Source organism: Micromonospora sp. RP3T (assembly GCF_003027925.1).
GTDB lineage: Bacteria > Actinomycetota > Actinomycetes > Mycobacteriales > Micromonosporaceae > Micromonospora.
The window spans coordinates 91,257-108,460 of sequence record NZ_PYPS01000002.1 but is presented as its reverse complement, the minus strand read 5'-3'; the positions used below and the strand labels follow the sequence as shown (position 1 = coordinate 108,460).

General features: G+C 69.1%; 14 protein-coding genes. 7 read left to right on the top strand and 7 right to left on the bottom strand.

Annotated elements, in window-relative coordinates; all coding sequences use genetic code 11:
- Positions 1-39 precede the first annotated feature (39 nt).
- Complete coding sequence (locus tag C8054_RS02410; protein ID WP_107155024.1) at positions 40-1,686, top strand: condensation domain-containing protein; 1,647 nt, start codon at positions 40-42, stop codon at positions 1,684-1,686.
- A 1,157-nt stretch (positions 1,687-2,843) separates the two neighbouring features.
- On the opposite strand, the gene C8054_RS02405 is transcribed toward C8054_RS02410, so the two are convergent.
- The 6 genes from C8054_RS02405 to C8054_RS02380 all read right to left on the bottom strand — a co-directional run bounded on the left by C8054_RS02405 (position 2,844) and on the right by C8054_RS02380 (position 10,672).
- The gene (locus C8054_RS02405) at positions 2,844-4,046 is read right to left on the bottom strand and encodes an acyltransferase (protein WP_107155023.1); all 1,203 of its coding nucleotides are present in this window, start codon (positions 4,044-4,046) and stop codon (positions 2,844-2,846) included.
- Positions 4,047-4,183: 137 nt separating this feature from the next.
- The gene (acs, locus tag C8054_RS02400; protein ID WP_107155022.1) at positions 4,184-6,193 is read right to left on the bottom strand and encodes an acetate--CoA ligase; all 2,010 of its coding nucleotides are present in this window, start codon (positions 6,191-6,193) and stop codon (positions 4,184-4,186) included.
- Between the two features lie 88 nt (positions 6,194-6,281).
- Entirely contained in the window at positions 6,282-7,103 is an 822-nt protein-coding gene (locus tag C8054_RS02395; RefSeq protein ID WP_199199495.1) for a methyltransferase domain-containing protein, read from the bottom strand.
- A gap of 535 nt (positions 7,104-7,638) precedes the next feature.
- Entirely contained in the window at positions 7,639-7,875 is a 237-nt protein-coding gene (locus tag C8054_RS02390) for a hypothetical protein (RefSeq protein WP_146179837.1), read from the bottom strand.
- Between the two features lie 536 nt (positions 7,876-8,411).
- Positions 8,412-9,203, bottom strand: a complete 792-nt coding sequence (gene dpgD / locus C8054_RS02385) for an enoyl-CoA-hydratase DpgD (RefSeq protein ID WP_107155020.1) — start codon at positions 9,201-9,203, stop codon at positions 8,412-8,414.
- On the bottom strand, positions 9,200-10,672 hold the full coding sequence (locus tag C8054_RS02380) for an FAD-binding oxidoreductase (RefSeq protein WP_255562936.1): 1,473 nt from the start codon (positions 10,670-10,672) through the stop codon (positions 9,200-9,202). The genes dpgD and C8054_RS02380 overlap by 4 nt, the downstream gene beginning before the upstream one ends.
- Positions 10,673-11,088: 416 nt before the next feature.
- Between C8054_RS02380 and C8054_RS02375 the strand changes: the two genes are divergently transcribed.
- The gene (locus C8054_RS02375; protein ID WP_107155018.1) at positions 11,089-12,096 is read left to right on the top strand and encodes an RNA polymerase subunit sigma-70; all 1,008 of its coding nucleotides are present in this window, start codon (positions 11,089-11,091) and stop codon (positions 12,094-12,096) included.
- 185 nt (positions 12,097-12,281) lie between these two features.
- Here C8054_RS02375 and C8054_RS02370 read toward each other — a convergent pair whose 3' ends face one another.
- On the bottom strand, positions 12,282-12,866 hold the full coding sequence (locus C8054_RS02370) for a dihydrofolate reductase family protein (RefSeq protein ID WP_107155017.1): 585 nt from the start codon (positions 12,864-12,866) through the stop codon (positions 12,282-12,284).
- Positions 12,867-12,968: 102 nt separating this feature from the next.
- On the opposite strand from C8054_RS02370, the gene C8054_RS02365 reads away from it, so the two are divergent.
- The 5 genes from C8054_RS02365 to C8054_RS02345 all read left to right on the top strand — a co-directional run bounded on the left by C8054_RS02365 (position 12,969) and on the right by C8054_RS02345 (position 17,173).
- Positions 12,969-13,367 carry a hypothetical protein gene (locus C8054_RS02365; RefSeq protein WP_233219451.1) on the top strand — a complete coding sequence of 133 codons (399 nt, stop codon included), beginning with the start codon at positions 12,969-12,971 and terminating at the stop codon, positions 13,365-13,367.
- Positions 13,368-13,642: 275 nt separating this feature from the next.
- Entirely contained in the window at positions 13,643-13,930 is a 288-nt protein-coding gene (locus C8054_RS32200; protein ID WP_199199493.1) for a hypothetical protein, read from the top strand.
- Positions 13,931-13,934: 4 nt separating this feature from the next.
- Positions 13,935-14,921, top strand: coding sequence for an aldo/keto reductase (locus C8054_RS02355; protein ID WP_233219450.1), 987 nt, complete (start codon positions 13,935-13,937; stop codon positions 14,919-14,921).
- Between the two features lie 417 nt (positions 14,922-15,338).
- Complete coding sequence (locus C8054_RS02350) at positions 15,339-15,917, top strand: carboxymuconolactone decarboxylase family protein (protein ID WP_107155015.1); 579 nt, start codon at positions 15,339-15,341, stop codon at positions 15,915-15,917.
- A gap of 92 nt (positions 15,918-16,009) precedes the next feature.
- Positions 16,010-17,173 carry a M20 family metallopeptidase gene (locus tag C8054_RS02345; RefSeq protein WP_107155014.1) on the top strand — a complete coding sequence of 388 codons (1,164 nt, stop codon included), beginning with the start codon at positions 16,010-16,012 and terminating at the stop codon, positions 17,171-17,173.
- Positions 17,174-17,204: the final 31 nt, after the last annotated feature.

The following is a 17,204-nucleotide window of genomic DNA, read 5'->3' as shown; positions in this document are numbered from 1 at the left end:
GGTTCGCCAGCCCCTTCCTGTCGTTCCCGAGGAGTGGACATGAGCCAGCAAGAGGCTTCGGAGACCGTCGACACCGGCGCGTTGTCCGATGTTGCCCCCCAGGAGCGCCCGCGCGGCGCCACGGAGGTCATGGTCGAGAGGGTTTTCGCCGACCTGCTCGGGGTCGCCGGGCTGCCGCGTACGACGTCGGTCTTCGATCTCGGGCTCGACTCGGTGTGGGTGACGGTGGCCTGTGCCCGGCTGGAGCAGCTCGCCGGGGTGCGGGTCAGGTTCACCCAGATCTTCCGAACCCCCACCGTGGCGCAGCTCGCGGCATGGATCGACACCGCCCGCGGTGGGTCAGCCGGTGACCGGCCCGGCCCCGGCAGGGCGTCGGCCGCCGAGGGTGACCAGCTGGTGGCGATCACTCCGGTGCAGGCGGAAACGGTTCCGCAGAAGATCGTGGCTGAGTTCTCCTGGTGGTTCGACGGCCCGATCGACGCGGCGGCGCTGGAGCGCGCCGCCACTGATGTGCACCACCGTCATCAGGCGCTGCACGCCCGGTATCTCGACGGGCCGGAGCTCGGGCTGGCGGAGGTCCCGGCCGATCCCGGACGGGCGGAGTTCCACCAGCTGGGCGAGCAGACCAGTGACCAGGCGGCGATCGAGGCGCTCCGACAGACCCTGCGGTTGCCGCTGCCGGTCGAGCAGGGCAAGGTGTGGCGGGCCGTGCTCGCCCGCAGCGGGCGGCGCACCCTGTTCGGGGTGGCCCTGGACCACTCGGGGTTCGACGGCCACTCGTGGGGCATCCTGACCGCGGAGCTGTCCGCGGCCTACACGGCGCGGCTGGCCGGCAATCCACCGCAGTGGCCGGGCCGCACCGCATCACTGGCCGAGATGGCCTGCGACTTCCGGCACCAGCTCGCATCGGTCGACCTCGAGAAACAACGCCAGTACTGGCGCGACGAACTGGGTGACCTCCCGCCCTGCCGGCTTCCCGCCCGCAGCGACGGGTCAGCACAGATCCCCCCGATGCCCGACAATTCCCGGTACTCGCTCCCCGGTCCGGCCGTCATGCGCAATTTCCTCGTGTCCCACAAGCAACTGGAACCCTGGGACGAGTACGCCCGTGTCCACGGCATGCCACCATCGGTCGGTATCGCAGCGGTGTACCAGGAGTCCATCATCCGGGCCGGCGCCGCGCCGGACTTCGCGGTGATGGTCGCCATCGCGAACAGCTCCGGTGAGGTGATCGACCGAACCATCACCAACCGGGTCGGCACCATCCTGCTCCGCCCCAACGGGCCGTCCTACTCAAGCCCGCACCTGCTGGAGCGCACCCGCGAAGCCTACCGGCGGGCCATGGCCGCCCGCGACGTGCTCATCGTCCCCGAAGAGCTGGGAGCCGCGCTCAGCGGGCCCGAGAAATTGATCCAGCTCGACCGGGTGGTGTCACTGAACTACAACACCACACCTGAGCTCAGCCTGGGTGACGTCACCGGAACACTCATCGCCGAGGGCGCCGTGCTCGCCACCAGATGCTCCTTCCCCGTCATGCTGATCGTCTCGTCCGTCCCCGAAGGCCAGGACATCGGCCTGCAGGTGCGCACCGACATGCACGACGCCATCCTCGCCGACGCCATCGAAGAACACTTCGTGAACATCATCGACAACGGTCCCGAAGGACTCGAGCAACGGAACACATGATCGGGAATCGCCATTCGCCGGCGGGCCGGCGGCCCGTACCGAGATCGGCTCTTCCGGCTGTCCGGTGGTAGGTTCCGGCGGCCGGCCAGCGGTCACCGCAGGTGACGGCGAAGGCGTTCGGTACGGGCCTCCAGCGCGTCGTCCATCGGCGCGGCCGGCCCCGGTCGGGTCCCGGCTGCTGGCTTCGGCCTCGGCCACCATCGCCGCCGCTGCGGCCTGTTCGGGTGACGGCTGCCGCCGGTCACCGTCGGCCTTCTGCACAGTGTCCGTCTCGCCGGACGTCGACCCCGGCGCGCCGGGCCGGGAACACCGCTCCTGGCACAGTCCCACGGCGGAAGCCTCAGCGGGCGTGGCCGGTAGCGAAGATCGACGCGGCCGTAGCGGGCCGTCATCTTGGCCGGCTGCTCGCCGTCGGCGGCTCGACCGGAAACCGGCGCCGTGGCTGCCTCGGCACCTCGGCTCGACCGGAAACCGGCGCCGTGGCTGCCTCGGCACCTCGGCTCGACCGGCAGGTGCAACTCGCCTGTGCCGGAGTCGTCGATCGGGCCGAGCGGCGGACCCGCCATGTGGCCGCGGGTGGCGGCTTCGGTGAAATCGGCGGACGGAGAGCTGATGGTCGGCGGACGTAGCTGCTCACAGGCGGATCGATGGCGGTGTCGGGCTTGCATGTTCAGAGCTTGCGCTGTGCCGTCACTGGTCCCTCAGCGCGGCGATGGCGGAGGAGTTCGTCGTAGCCGGCGACGGTGAGCGTTCGCCGTAGGCGATGACCGTGAGCAACACGTTGCGCGGCACCATCCGGACCGTCGACGCCCGGGTGCCTCAGCAGCGCTGTACGTGCGGTGGGGCCCCGTGACGAGTTCCTCGGCCGGTAGGGGGGGTGCCGGCGGCTGCTCGGGCGCCGGAGCAGGCCGGGCCGAGGGAGCCGAGCATGCGAGTCACGGACCGGCACGGCCGAGTGCGCTGCGCACGTGGTTCACCTGCTCGACGAGCCGGCCGACAAGGCCGCCATCGCCTGTGCCACCGCGTTGTCGCCTTCGCCACCGGCCCCCGTGGGCGGTCGTCCAGGGGGCCGCAACGTCGCCGCTGCAGCGGCCGACGAACGTGGCCGCCGCAGCGGGGGTGCCGGACCGAGCTGGTCCGCCAGACGGTCCGGCCGCCTACGTGACTGCTACCGGTCGGGCCCGCCTGGGACGAGCCCACCGCCGCATCGCCGGACGCTCCACCAGCCGGTAGACGAGCCATCCGAAGAGTACACATGCCAGATAGGCGGCGATGATGAAGGCGATTCCGGGCACGGTGCCGAACGGGTGTGCCTCGAAAATCCCGCCCAGGCCCCATTGACGGCTGAACGCGGCTTGCAGCGAGAAGAGCACGGTGACATGCACCAGATAGAAGCAGTAGGAGATCTCGCCCAGCCAGACCATGCCGCGGTGGTTGAGCAACGTCCGGCGCCCGGCGAGGTCCGATGCGGCTGCGGCGGTGATCAGCAGGGCGATCGGAATGTTGAACAGCGCACGGTAGACGTTGTCGAACATGTTGTGCGACACGGGCAGGGTCACCACCCACAACGCCACCAGCAGCACCCCGGCGTACAGCGGCCGCACCGTCGGCCAGCGGCCCGCCAGGAGGATCTTGGCCAGGATCATTCCGCCCAGGAACTCGAAGACCCGCGCGACCGGGAAGAAGTAGTTGAACCACATCTGGGGCCAGGAGAAGGGGGCGAAGTCGGAGCCCGCCGGAGCACCGGGCAGGATCAGCCACGAGACCACCGGCACGAGCAGGGCGGCCACGCCCGTCAGCCCCGCGTACAGCCACAGCCGGCCGGCCCGGATGCGGTTGACCAGCAGCAGGAGGAGCGGGAAGCACAGGTAGAACAGCAACTCGATCGACAACGACCACGTGGGTGGGTTGATCGCATAGAAGAAGTAGTCGTTGTTCGGCACCCAGGCCTGCAGGAGACCGAGGCTGACCAGCGCTTCGGGCCATCGGACGGATCGGCCGGCCACAAACATCAGGAACAGCACGATGGCATACACCACGAGGTGGCTCGGGAAGATCTTGACGACACGTCGCCGCCAGAACTGTTTCGCGGAGTCGGTCTGCTTGGCCGTCCAGGTGAGGACGAAGCCGCTCAGCACGAAGAAGAAGGTGATGCTGATGGCACCGATGTTCCAGGCGAGTGCGTTGTAGACATCTTGCAGGCCTTGGTTGGCGAACACCGGCTGGAACGCCGTGTGGTGGATGAACACCAATGTCGCGGCCACGATCCGCAGCGCCGTCAGGGAAGGGAGTTGGACGCCGGAAGGCGCATGGATCGCCGGTGCACCGCGCACCTCGGGTTGAACTTCTCGCGCTGTCATCGGCGGCTGTCCTTTCGCTCTTTGCAACGAGGATTCCTGGATCCCGTGGCGAACGCGTCTTCCAGATTGCGTTCATCTGGGCGCGCTTTCCGAACAGCCTGCGACCAGAGCCCGTGGACTTCGGCGCGGTGGCCTGACTAGGGAGCGGTCGAGCGGCGAATCGCGCTGACGTCAGATCCTGCCGGTGTCCCGTAGCCCGCCTTGATCAGATCCATGACCGTCGAATCGAGAAGCGTGCTGACGTCGCCCAGCGTGCGATTCTCGGCGACATCCTTCAGCAGACGACGCATAATCTTGCCGGAGCGGGTCTTGGGTAGTTCGGCAACGAACACGACCCGGGGTTTCGCGATCGGGCCGAGGGTCTTGGCGACATGGTTGCGCAGGTCGATCGTGAGCTCTTCACCGGCCCGGCCGGTGGTGTCCACATTGCTGCGGGCGATGACGAAGGCGGCGATGGCCTGGCCGGTGATGGGGTCGGCGGCGCCCACCACCGCCGCCTCAGCGACCACGGGGTGCGACACCAGCGCGGATTCGACCTCGGTGGTGGAGATGTTGTGGCCGGAGACGACCATGATGTCGTCGACCCGGCCGAGCAGCCACAGCGCGCCGTCCTCGTCCCGTTTCGCGCCGTCACCGGTGAAGTAGATCCACTCGTCGCCGGCGCCGGCGCCGGCACCGAATCGGGACCAGTACGTGTCGATGAAGCGTTTGTCGTCACCCCAGATGGTGCGGAGCATCGCGGGCCAGGGCCCGCGTAGCACCAGGAAGCCGCCCCCGTTCGGCACCGACTCGGCCGCATCGTCGACCACGTCCGCGGTGATGCCCGGAAGCGGGGTCATGGCCGAGCCCGGCTTCGTGGCGGTCACGCCGGGCAGCGGCGAGATCATCATCCCACCGGTCTCGGTCTGCCACCAGGTGTCCACGACGGGGGCGTTGTCGTGGCCGATGTGCTTGCGGTACCACATCCAGGCCTCGGGGTTGATCGGCTCGCCGACGCTGCCGAGGATCCGCAGCGACGACAGGTCGTAGCCGGCCGGGACGTCGTCGCCCCACTTCATCATGGTGCGGATCAGTGTCGGCGCGGTGTAGAGGATGCTGACCCGGTACTTGTCGACGATCTCCCAGAACCGGCCGTGGTGCGGGGTGTCCGGGGTTCCCTCGTACATGACCTGGGTGGCGCCGTTCGACAGCGGACCGTAGACGAGGTGAGAGTGCCCGGTGATCCAACCGATGTCGGCTGCGCACCAGTGCACGTCGGTGTCGACCTTCAGATCGAAGACGGACCAGTGGGTGTACGAGACCTGGGTCAGGTAACCGCCGGTGGTGTGCAGGATGCCCTTCGGTCTACCGGTCGTGCCCGACGTGTAGAGGATGAACAGCGGGTGCTCCGAGTCGAACGCCTGCGGCTCGTGCTGGTCACTGGCCTGTTCGACCGTCTCGTGCCACCACAGATCCTTCTCGCCCCAGGCGACGTCCTCACCGGTGCGGCGTACGACCAGCACCCGCTCGACGCTCGGGCATCGTGCGACGGCGTCGTCGACGGTGGGTTTGAGCGCCGACGGGCTGCCCCTTCGGTAACCGCCATCCGCGGTGATGACGACTTTCGCGCCCGCGTCCTGGATCCGGGTGGCGAGCGCCTCCACCGAGTATCCGCCGAAGACGACGCTGTGCGGGGCGCCGATGCGGGCGCAGGCCAGCATCGCGACCACGGCCTCCGGGATCATCGGCAGGTAGACGGCCACCCGGTCACCGGCCGTCACGCCGAGCTCGGTCAGCGTGTTCGCCGCCTGGCTGACGCTCCGGAGCAGATCGGCGTACGTGATCGTACGGGAGTCACCGGGCTCGCCCTCCCAGTGAATGGCGACCTTCTCCCCCCGGCCCGCCTCGACGTGACGGTCCACGCAGTTGTAGGCGATGTTCAGCTCGCCGCCGACGAACCACTTGGCGAACGGCGGATTGCTCCAGTCGAGGACCTGATCCCATTTCCGCACCCACGTGAGCCGCTCCGCCTGCCGGGCCCAGAACGCCGGCGCGTCCGGTGCGGCCTCGTCGTAGGCGGCAGCCGTGACGTTGGCCTGGGCGGTCAGCTCCGGCGGCGGTGCGAACGCTCGCGTCTCGGTGGAGAGATTCCCCAGCGTCGTGGACATGGTGACGGCTCCTCTCGCGGATCCAGCGCGATCTCATTCCAGCCGCGGCGTTCGTCGGCGAGCATCTCCGACGGTGCCGGGCAGCCGGCTACTCAGCCGGCTTGCGGCCCCAGGCCTGCACGTACAAGTGGGAGATCACGGTGGTGTCCGGGTCGGCGAGGTGCCGGCGCAACGCCGCGTGAAGATCGTCGAACTCTTCTCTGGTGATCAGCTCGTTCGTGATGAGGCGGTCACGCAGGTTCTCGGCGAAGTCCGCGAGGACCATTCGCCGCGGGTGTCCGGGCTCGTGGTCGATGTAGACGACGGGCCGCACCTGGACGTCGACCAGACCCGCGCGGCGGAGCAGGCCGGGCATCCGCCGGCCGACGAACAGGTCGATCGTGTTGCTGTCGGCGTACCGCTTGAGAACATCCATGATCCTGGTCCACGACGGGGCGGGCGGGTCGCACGCCTGCCCCCTGCGGTCGCCCTCGTGGAATGCGACCCATCCGCCCGGGCGGGCCAGCCGTACCGCCTCGGCGACGATCTCCTCAGGCCTCGGCACGTTGTGCAGGATCAGCCGTTCGGTGACGAGGTCGAAGCCGTCGCTGGGGAGGCCGGTCGCCCGGGCATCGCCGTGTCGGACGTCGACGTTGTCCAGCCCGCGGTCCACCACGAACTTGCGCGCGCGCTCGACCGACTCCGCGTCGCGCTCGACGCCGATGACGCTACCGCCCGGCCCCACCCGTCGGGCCAGCTCGTCCAGGCAGCCACGAGGTCCCACGCCGAGTTCCACGACGGCCTTACCGTCGAGCGGTCCGACCTGGTCGAACAACCAGGCCGCCTCGGAACGGAAGTCCTCCGCCTGCTCCAACAGCCGCTCGTGCTCCGCGCTCCGGTAGCCAAGAAAGTACTGGTCCTGGAGAATCATCGATGCTGACTTCCCTCGTTGATCGGGGCCGCGGCGCGGCCGGGAGAGTTCTGTTCCGTCGCTCGGATGTCGAACTGTCGTGCCCTGAGAGCCGGCGCGTCGGGAGCGGCGTTGTCGTAGGTGTCCGCCGTGGCGTTGGTATCGGCGGTCGACTCAGGTGGTGGTGCCAACGCCCGTTTTCGCCGTCGACCACGCTTACTGTCGCCCGCGGAACGGACCTCGCCGTCGTACGGCATGCGGCCGGCCTCGACGGTGAAGCCGCCACGCCCACCTCGCTGCATCAGGTGAGTGGCATCGACGGATGCACTGTGGCTCGGTCGCACCAGCGCGGAAAAGGATGGGCATGTTGGCGTACCACACCCGGGTGGGCGCCGTCCGAGGCATGGACATCAGCTCGCCGGCGTAGCGGAAGAGGCCACGCGCCGCGGGCAGCATGCTCTCGGGCACGACCGGCTCGTCGAAAATCTCGGTTCGCCCCGCGACTGCCTGCTCAAGGGGCGTGGACAGGACACTCCGTCGCCTCCGGGTGCGCCCGTCATGGTCCGCGTCGGAGTGACGTGAACTCCGCGATATGGGGCGGGCCCCGCTGCTCTGCGGCTCGGGCCACGATTCCGGGCATCCGGCAGTGGTCGGACGCCTTGATTTCGACCAGATATTCCGGGTGCTGCTCGTGGAACTCGCGGACAGCGGTCACCACGATGTCTGGCTCATCTGTCGTCCGGCAACTGTCACGCGCACTCAGCCACACGCTGATACTGGTCTTCGTGGCCATGTACCAACCCTCCAGCATCATCAATGCGGGCCAGTTCCAACGTTCCAGAAGTTAACTCGGGCAAGAGTCTCAGCAGCGCGGCACTGGCCACAACTTCGAGTTTGCTGGGCTGGCTCGGCTGTGTGGCGCATCTGCGCATTGTCGGAGATGCGGTTCGGCCACCTCGCCACGACTGATGGCCTTTTCGACCGCTCAGGGCCGGGCAGATCCCGGCCAAGCTGCCCTGCCAAGGACAGTGCCGGATCCGACGTGAGGACAGCGGCGGGTGAGATTCCTCGTGTGTCGTGAAGCGAAGCGAACTCCACGATCCTGTCGAGGTGATCCCACCCGCCGCCGTCCGCCTCCACAGAGGCCGTTCCGTTCACCCACCCACCCCCGATCACCCCGGAGGCCACGCACGGCGGAGAGGTGCCAGCCGGTGGACCGGCCACTGTCGGTCCACCGGCCTCACCGGTGCGGGCGTGGTGGGCTCCGCAGCCCGCTGCCAGCGAAGAACGATCGGTCACGGTGACAGTGTGAGAGTCCTGCTCGAACGCTCAACGTCCCAGCCATACCGGACTTCGCCGCTGCACGAAGGCAAGCGGACCCTCGATCGCGTCAGCGCTGTGCATACGCTGTTCTTCCCAGGCGTAGCGGGCGGCAAAGGCGTCGGCGAGCGGCAGAGTGGCCGAGGAAGCCGCCGCCTCCTTGATCGCGCGCACCGACAGCGGGGCACAGCTCAGGATGTCGTCGACCCAGCTCGCCACGCTCGCGTCGAGTTCGGCGGCCGGCACGACCTCGTTGACCAGCCCCAGCTCGTAGGCGCGTGCGGCGTCGAACCGGCGACCGGTGATCAGATGCCCGACAGCGACCCGGTAGGGCACCTGCCTGGTCAGCCTGAACACCCCGCCCGCCCCGGGAATCAGGCCGAGCCGGGCCTCGGTGAGGCCGAACACCGACCGATCCGAGGCGACGATGACGTCACAGGCCAGGGCCAGTTCGCAACCACCGCCGAGGGCGTACCCGTCGACCCGCCCGATCAGCGGCTTGGCAAGACCGAACCGTTCGGTCAGCCGGGGCCAGCCCGGCTTGCCCCGGCTGCCGAAGGTGGACGGAGCGGCCTGGCCCCGTTCGGTCAGTGCCGCCAACTCCTTCAGATCCTGCCCCACCGAGAAGGCGCGCTCCCCCGCTCCGGTCAGCACGCCAACCCAGATGTCGTCATCGGCTTCGAAGTCGTCCCAGATCTCGGCGAGCTCTGCATGCGTACGCAGATCCATCGCGTTCAGCACATGTGGCCGGTCCAGGGTCACGTAGGCGACCCGTTCCTGCTTCTGGTATCGAACGGTCACCTCGGCACGATGGACAAGGCGTGGCGGAACACGTTCCCGGGGTCGTACCGCTTCTTGATGCGCTGCAGACGCGGATAGTTGGACTTGTAGTAGAGCTCCGCCCACGACGTCCCCGACTTGTTCCAGGCCGGGTCGGCAAGATCGGCGTCAGGATAGTTGATGTAGCTTCCGGCGTTTATCGCGTTCGGCACCGGAACCCCGCCGGTCTCCGCATAGATGTCGCGATAGAATTCGCGGATCCACTTGATGTACTTCGCGTCCTCGTCAGGCGAACTCCATCGGCCACCCGTGATGTACACCCGCAGCACCGAGTCCCGGTCCGCCGTCGCGGTCGCACCCGGCGCCACGGCGTTGATCTTACCGCCGTACCCGGCCATGGCGAAGCACGCGCCCGGATTGGTGGGCTCGGGGTCGGTCAGACCACGATAGATGGCCGCAATCTGCCGGTCCGAGAATCCTCTGCGCAGGTTGGCGGCCTTGTCCTTCGACCGCGCATAGGGCTCGATCTGCCAGTTCCGCTCGTCCAGGTACGGCGCGGAATCAGTGGTGTCCGCCACGGGCTGCACCCCGACACCGGACATGACCGCCTCGCAGTGTGCGTCGAGCAGGCTCTGGGCGCCCGGCACCCCACTGTCGACACCCACGACGAAGCCGAGTGGCCCCGCCGACTGGTGGAAAGCGAAGAACCCACCCCAGAGATTCGCGTTCCGCGAATCGGGGGCACTGTTCTGCTCGAACCAGGTGCAGTAGTTTCGGAGGAACTTCGAGAACGACGCCCTGTTCAGCTGGTCCCAGTTGATCGTGATCGTCCTGTTGATCATGGTCGCGGGCACGCGCGGCAGCAGTTCGGCGGGGTCCCTGGAATCCGTACCCGGCGATCGCAGCCAGTACCGTGTCACGACGCCGAAGTTTCCGCCTCCGCCACCGGTGTGCGCCCACCAGAGATCGCGGTTGGGATCTCCCTCCTCACGGGTGGCGACAACGATTCGACTTCGTCCCGACTTGTCGACGATCACGACTTCCACGGCGTACAGGTAGTCGGCCGCGAGACCGTACCGGCGCGACAAGAAGCCGTAGCCACCGCCGGCGATGTGGCCGCCGGCACCGACGCCCGGGCAAATTCCTCCCGGGATGGTGACGGCCCACCCCTTGACGAGGGTGTTGTAGACCTGGCCGAGCGTGGCGCCACTCTCGACGGCGAACGCCCGCCGCTTGGGGTCGTAGTAGACGTCCGACATCTGCGAAACATCTATCAGTTCCTGAATGTCAGGGGAAGAGGTGAAGTTTTCGAAGCAGTGTCCGCCGCTGCGCACCGAAATCCGCTTCTTCGCACCGACGGCATCGCTGAGGACCTCGGCGATCTGCTGTGCGGACTGCACGATGTGGACGTTCTGGGGATTTCCCTGGAATCGCCTGTTCCAGGGAGTGATGAGACTCGGGTATCGCGGATCGCTACGACCGACCGCCACCGCCGCGGGAGGCGGCGCACAATTTCCAGTCGCCACCGATCCTGCATGTATATCCGGCTGTGCCGCACTTGCGCTGTTCCCGTTGAGCCCGAGAGTGATCCCCCCGGCAACCGCACCTGCAAGAAGCCCACGGCGACTGAAATCCGCCATCCTCGGTTCCCCCAATCGTCACATTGACGAGTACATGAGAACAGCGGCACCGCCGAGCGGTCTACTTCAAACTTGCTCGGCTTGTCGATTCCCTCCGAGCTTTCTGTGATGGTTTGGTCGGGTCCAGGTGGGGCCGCGACGGGCTTGGCGCCCGACCCATCCGACCTGACGAGCGGCCCGGTGCCAGCGGTTCCACCGAGCAGAATTCTTCCCGCCACGTCGTCGGTGCTGGTAGCGCTCTCGCACCGGTGGAAGGATCGGCGACCATGACCAACGCTAGACCGCTTGGCACTGACGAGGCCTCGTTCATCGCGGTGGTTCACTCAGGCGATACGGCGCGGTTCGCGCTCATCACGGAGCGCCACCGACGTGAGTTGCAGATACACTGCTACCGGATGCTGGCGAACTACGAGGACGCCCAGGACATGACGCAGGAGACGTTCCTGCGGGCGTGGCACAAACGGGAGTCATTCAAGGGTCACGCCGCGCTGCGGACCTGGCTGTACCGGATCGCGACGAACGTCTGCCTTGACTTCCTGAAGAAGCGCAACGATCGCACACCCGTCCCGTCCGGGCTGCCGGACTCCGGCTCCGAGGTGCTGTACCTGCAGCCGTACCCCGACCGGATGCTCCCCGAGGACCCGCAGGAATCGGTGGTGGCGCGAGAGACGATCGAGCTGGCGTTCATCGTCGCCGTCCAGCACCTGCCGCCGCGGCAGCGGGCGGTGTTCATCCTGCGCGACGTCGTCGGTTGGCCGGCGTCGAAGGCCGCCGACGCCCTCGATCTGACCATCGCATCGGTAACCAGCGCCCTGCAGCGGGCACGCGTGACGATGCGCGAGCAGCTACCCGACCGCCGCCTCGACTGGCGGAGCCCCGCCGCCCACGAGCTGTCGAGTGACGAGCGTGGCGTGGTGAAGTCATATATCGACGCCCATGAGCGAAACGACCTCGACGTGCTGATGTCCCTGCTCCGCGACGACCTGCGCTTCGTGATGCTGCCCGAGGCGGGCACCTCGGTCGTCACGGCCAAGGACGCGGTCGACGGCTGGGTCTCCGGCGGGCTCTTCCAGCGCGGCTCCGACGACTGGCGCGGTATCGCCACGACGGTCAACCGCATGCCCGCCGTCGGGCTGTACCTCCGCACCCCTGACGACCCGGAGTACCGGTTGTTCACCATCGCGGTCCTGCACATCGTCGACGGGAAGATCGCCGAGCTCACCGGATTCGACGCCACCGACAAACCGTGGCTGGACCTGCCCCCCACGCTGTGATCAGGCAAGTCCCCGTCGTCGACGAGCCCAGCGCCACGGGCCGACGCCACCGAGGTCACCGCGGGATGAGCACCTACCGGCGAACACCAACGCCCCGCCGGCGTCGCCGACGGGGCGCCTCGATGCCCGAAGAACGTCAGGAAGGACTTCGACCCGGCCTCACGAACCGGACGACTGGCCCGCGCTCATCGCCTCGTCTCGTATCGGGTCAGCAACACGCCGGCGGGAAACGCCCGCGTCTCCACGAGGCGCAGGTTCACCCAGCTGTCCAGCGCGGTGAAGAACGGCGTACCGCCGCCCACCAGGACCGGCATGGTGATCAGGAGGTACTCGTCGATCAGCCCGGCCCGCATGGCCGCCCCGGCGAGCGTCGCGCCGCCGATGTCCATCGGGCCGGCGTCCTCCGTCTTGAGCCGGGTGATCTCGGTGACCGCGTCGCCGGTGACCAGGCGGGCGTTCCAGTCGACCGTGCTGGTCGTCGAGGAGAACACCACCTTCGGCATGTCCCGCCAGCGGCGGGCGTACTCGATGTGCGCCGGTGTGGCGCCGGGCTGCTGGTCGGCGATCGGCGAGAAGGAGCTCATCCTCTCCCACAACCTGCGCCCGTACAGCGCCAGGCCAGTCGCCGCCACCCGGTCGGACCACCACTGGAACAACTCGTCGCTCAGCGACGGGTCCGAACCCCCACCGCCGTTCCAGCCGAGGTCGTCACCCGGCGCGGCGATGTAGCCGTCCAGGGACACGTTCATGCCGTAGGTCAGTTTCCGCATCGTGCCAGCCTCTCGTAGTCGATCTCATACATACAGACGGGCGCTGCGTGAGAACCTCATCGGTGCGCGCTGTGCCGGCTACGCCATCCACAAGGCCCTGGAGTGGAAGGCACCGACCGGAACAGACATTTCGGGTACGCCGCGGGGCTCGGCCCCACCGACGTCGACCACGTCAACGCCCACGGCACCTCGACCCCCCTCAACGACGTCACCGAGCGCCGGATGCTGCACCGGGTGCTGGGTGCCCGGCCGCTGGTGACCTCGACCAAGGGGGTGACCGGACACACCCTGGCGGCGGCCGGCGCGATCGAGGCCGGGTACACCGCGCTCGCCATCGAGCACGGCAGCGTCCCGCCCACCGCGAACCTCGACCGGCTGGACCCGGAACTCGACATCGACGTGGTCGGCGGCGCGCCGCGACCGGCCCGGATCGAGGTGGCGGTGAGCACGTCACTGGGCTTCGGCGGGCACAACGCCGCACTCGTGCTGACCGCGGCGTGACCGCCGCCCGACCGCACCACCGACCGACCCATCGGACCGACCGTCTGGAGAAGAAGTGAGCAGGCTGGACAAGATCCGCCTCGTCGCGCTCGACAGCGACGGAGTGGTGCTGAACGACACCTACAGCCCGGTGATCGAGACCTTCGTGACCAAGCACGGCGGGGCGTACACCGCCCACGTCGAACGGCACGTCTGGGGTTCGCCGCAACTGGCCGCCGGGCAGAACATGGCCCTCGCCTGCAAGCTACTTCGACGCGGAGATCCCGTACGTCGACGTGAACGACGTCCGGCCCGGCACCAAGGAGATCGTCCGGGACATCTTCGGCTACGAGTTCGACGAGGTCGTCTTCGTCGACGACATCAACCGGGTGGCCGAGGTCACCAGGGCGCTGGGCGCCGGCTTCATCGGCGTACCGGCCAGCATGCCGCACAACTTCCAGCGGGAGGAGATGGTGGCCACCGGGGTGCGCCACCTGGTCGACGACATCCGGAAGATCGACGTCGACCTGCTCCGCACCGTCGACCAGGAACTCGCCGCCGGCACGCACTGGTCGGGCCGATGACCCGATGACGGAACGGACGCTGCGGCCGGTCGCCCTGGGCGCCGCCGGCCCACCGGTCGGCGCGCAAGGGCTCGGTTGCATGGGCATGAGCGAGTTCTACGGCCCGAGCGACGTCGAGGAGTCGCGGCGAACCCTCGACCGGGCGCTGGAGCTCGGGGTGACGCTCTTCGACACCGCCGACGCGTACGGGTACGGGCGGAACGAGGAACTGCTCGGGCCGTTCGTCCGGGCCAACCGGGACCGGGTCGTCATCGCCACCAAGTTCGGCCTGGTCCGGAGCGTGGCCGATCCCCGGCACCGGGGCATCGACAACTCGCCCGGGTATCTCCGCCACGCCGTGGAGGCGAGCCTGCGCCGTCTCGGTGTCGACGTCATCGACCTCTACCACGTGCACCGGGTCGCCCCGGCGACGCCGGTCGAGGAGACCGTCGGCGCCCTGGCCGAGCTGGTCGCCCAGGGCAAGGTCCGGCACCTGGGGCTCTCCGAGGTCAACGGGGCACAGCTGCGGGCCGCGCACGCGGTGCACCCGATCGCCGCCGTGCAGTCGGAATGGTCGGTCTTCTCCCGGGACGTGGAGACGACAGTCGTCCCGACGGCGGCGGAACTCGGCGTGGCACTGGTGCCGTACGCGCCGTTGGGCCGCGGTTTCCTGTCCGGGGCCGTCACCGGTGTCGACCGGCTCGCCCCGGACGACTCCCGTCGGCACATGCCGCGCTTCACCGGTGACCGGGCCCGGCACAACGCCGCGCTGCTCACCCCGGTCCACCGGATCGCCGCCGCCCGCTCCGTCACGGCGGCACAGGTCGCGTCGGCCTGGGTGCACCAGCGGGCGGTCGTGCACGTCTGCCGGTGGTGCCGATCCCCGGTACCCGGAGCCCGGTCCGGCTCGCGGAGAACGTGGCCGCGGCCGGTCTCGTGCTCACCGGCGCGGAACTGGCCGAGCTGGAACCGATCGCCGCCCGGGTGGCCGGTTCCCGGGACGCCGGGCTGACCATGGCGGCGGTCCGCCGGAAGTGACCCGGTGCCGGCTCCCCGGCCGACCGGTCGGGCGGCCGGCCACCGCCACCGCACCCGTCGGCGCTGACGGGTGCGGTGGGGGTGGATCCGCGGCCGGCGCGATCACGCCGGACGGGCTCCTCGCCGCCGGGCGCTTGGCCGGCGGCCGGGCACCTGTTCGATCAGCCTCACCGTCGGCACCCTTCGTCCGCATCTCCACCGTTGCGGCGCGTCCGGCGCGGCGCGGGCGCCCCGGTCCGGGCCGGACAGAGAGCACGAACCATGGGATGTGGCCCCCGTCCATATGGGATCGTTGGCGCACGGCGTCCGAACACGCCGTCCGGTCCGGGCCTCCGCGACGGCAGGAGCACGACCCGGCCGGCGCCACGGTCACGACTGGAGGCAGCACACCATGGCGCACATCGATCTCGGGGTCGACGAGAAGCAGTTCCCCGGCATCTCCGGTCCCATGCGGTACCGCCCGGAGACGGCGAAGCCGCTCAACGAACTGGCCGAGGTGCTCCTGCGCGCCCCGCACACGCTCCCGGCCGGGGAACGCGAACTGATCGCCGCGTACGTCTCGGGACGCAACGAGTGCCGGTTCTGCTGCGCGTCGCACTCGGCGTTCGCCGCCGCGCAGCTCGACGACGGCATGACCCTCGTCGACCAGGTCCGCGCGGACCTCGACAGCGCGCCGATCTCGGCGAAACTGCGGGCACTGCTGCGCATCGCCGGCGCGGTCCAGATCAGTGGCCGCAACGTCACCCCCGAACTCGTCGCCGACGCCCGCGCCCAGGGCGCCACCGACGTGGAGATCCACGACACCGTCCTGATCGCGGCCGCGTTCTGCATGTTCAACCGCTACGTCGACGGCCTCGGCACCTTCGCGCCCGAAGGGCCGGACGCCTACTCCGAGACCGCCCGCCGGATCATCGAGGTGGGCTACGGATCGTCCGCTCCGCTGCGGTCGACCACCGCGCCGGCGAGCTGAGCACGAACGAGGAAGACCACATCCGGTCCCCCTGCGACGGTGAAATAGGCGGGCATCATATCGAACCCGTCAACCATGCAGTGGAGGGACCTATGGGCCGAAAATGCTCTCTACTCGGCGCCGCGAAGCAGTACCAGGCGGACATGGTCGACCGGCTGGGCACGCTCGTCTCCTGCGAATCGGCGCCGGGCTCGCTGCCCCACCTCGCCTCCTGCGCCGACCTGCTCGCCCGCTGGGGCGAGCAGGTCCTCGGCCGGCCCGCCCAGCGGGTCGAGATCGACGGCCTGCCGCACCTGCTGTGGCCGGCCGTCGATCAGCGCGTGCTGCTGCTCGGCCACTTCGACACCGTCTTCCCGGTCGGCACCGTCCGGTCCCGGCCGTTCACCGTCCGCGGGGACGTCGCGACCGGTCCCGGCGTGTTGGACATGAAGGCCGGCATCGTGCAGATGTTCACGGCGCTGCGCCTGATCGAGGACACGTCGGCGGTGGGCGTGCTGCTCACCTGCGACGAGGAAACGGGCTCCGGCACGTCCCGGCCGCTCATCGAGCGGGAGGCACGGCGGTCGGGTGCGGTCCTGGTCTGCGAGGCGGCCACCCCCGAGGGGCACCTGAAGGTGGCCCGGAAGGGCGGCTCGGTCTACCGCCTCACCGTGTCCGGCCGGGCCGCCCACGCCGGCGTCGAGCCGCAGCGCGGGGTCAACGCCACGGTCGAGGTCGCCTACCAGGTCCTCACGGTGGGCCGCATCGGCACGGCGGACAGCGACGGCACGTCCGTCACGCCGACGCTGCTCTCCGCCGGCACCACCACGAACACGGTGCCCGACTCCGCCTGCCTCGCCGTCGACGTACGGGCCTGGACCCGACACGAACTCGAACGCGTGGACCACGCCATCCGCAGCCTCACGCCGGTCCTGCCCGAGGCGACGCTGGACGTGCAGGGCGGGATCAACCGGTACCCGATGTCCCCGGACCTCGCCCGCCCGCTGCTGGAACTGGCCCGGTCGGCGGCCCGGCGGATCGGCGTTCCGAGCCCCGACGGCGCGTACGCCAACGGCGCGTCCGACGGGAACTTCACCGCCGCGATCGGGGTGCCGACCCTCGACGGCCTGGGCGCGGTCGGCGGCGGGGCGCACGCCGACGACGAGTACGTCTGCCTGGACCGGATGCCCGAGCGGACGGCGCTGTTGGCCGGCCTCGTCGACACGCTGTCCATCGTGGAGCGAATCGTGCCGTCACCGGAGGACGACATCCCGTAACCTGCTCTACGCCGGCGAACGACCGGCAGCG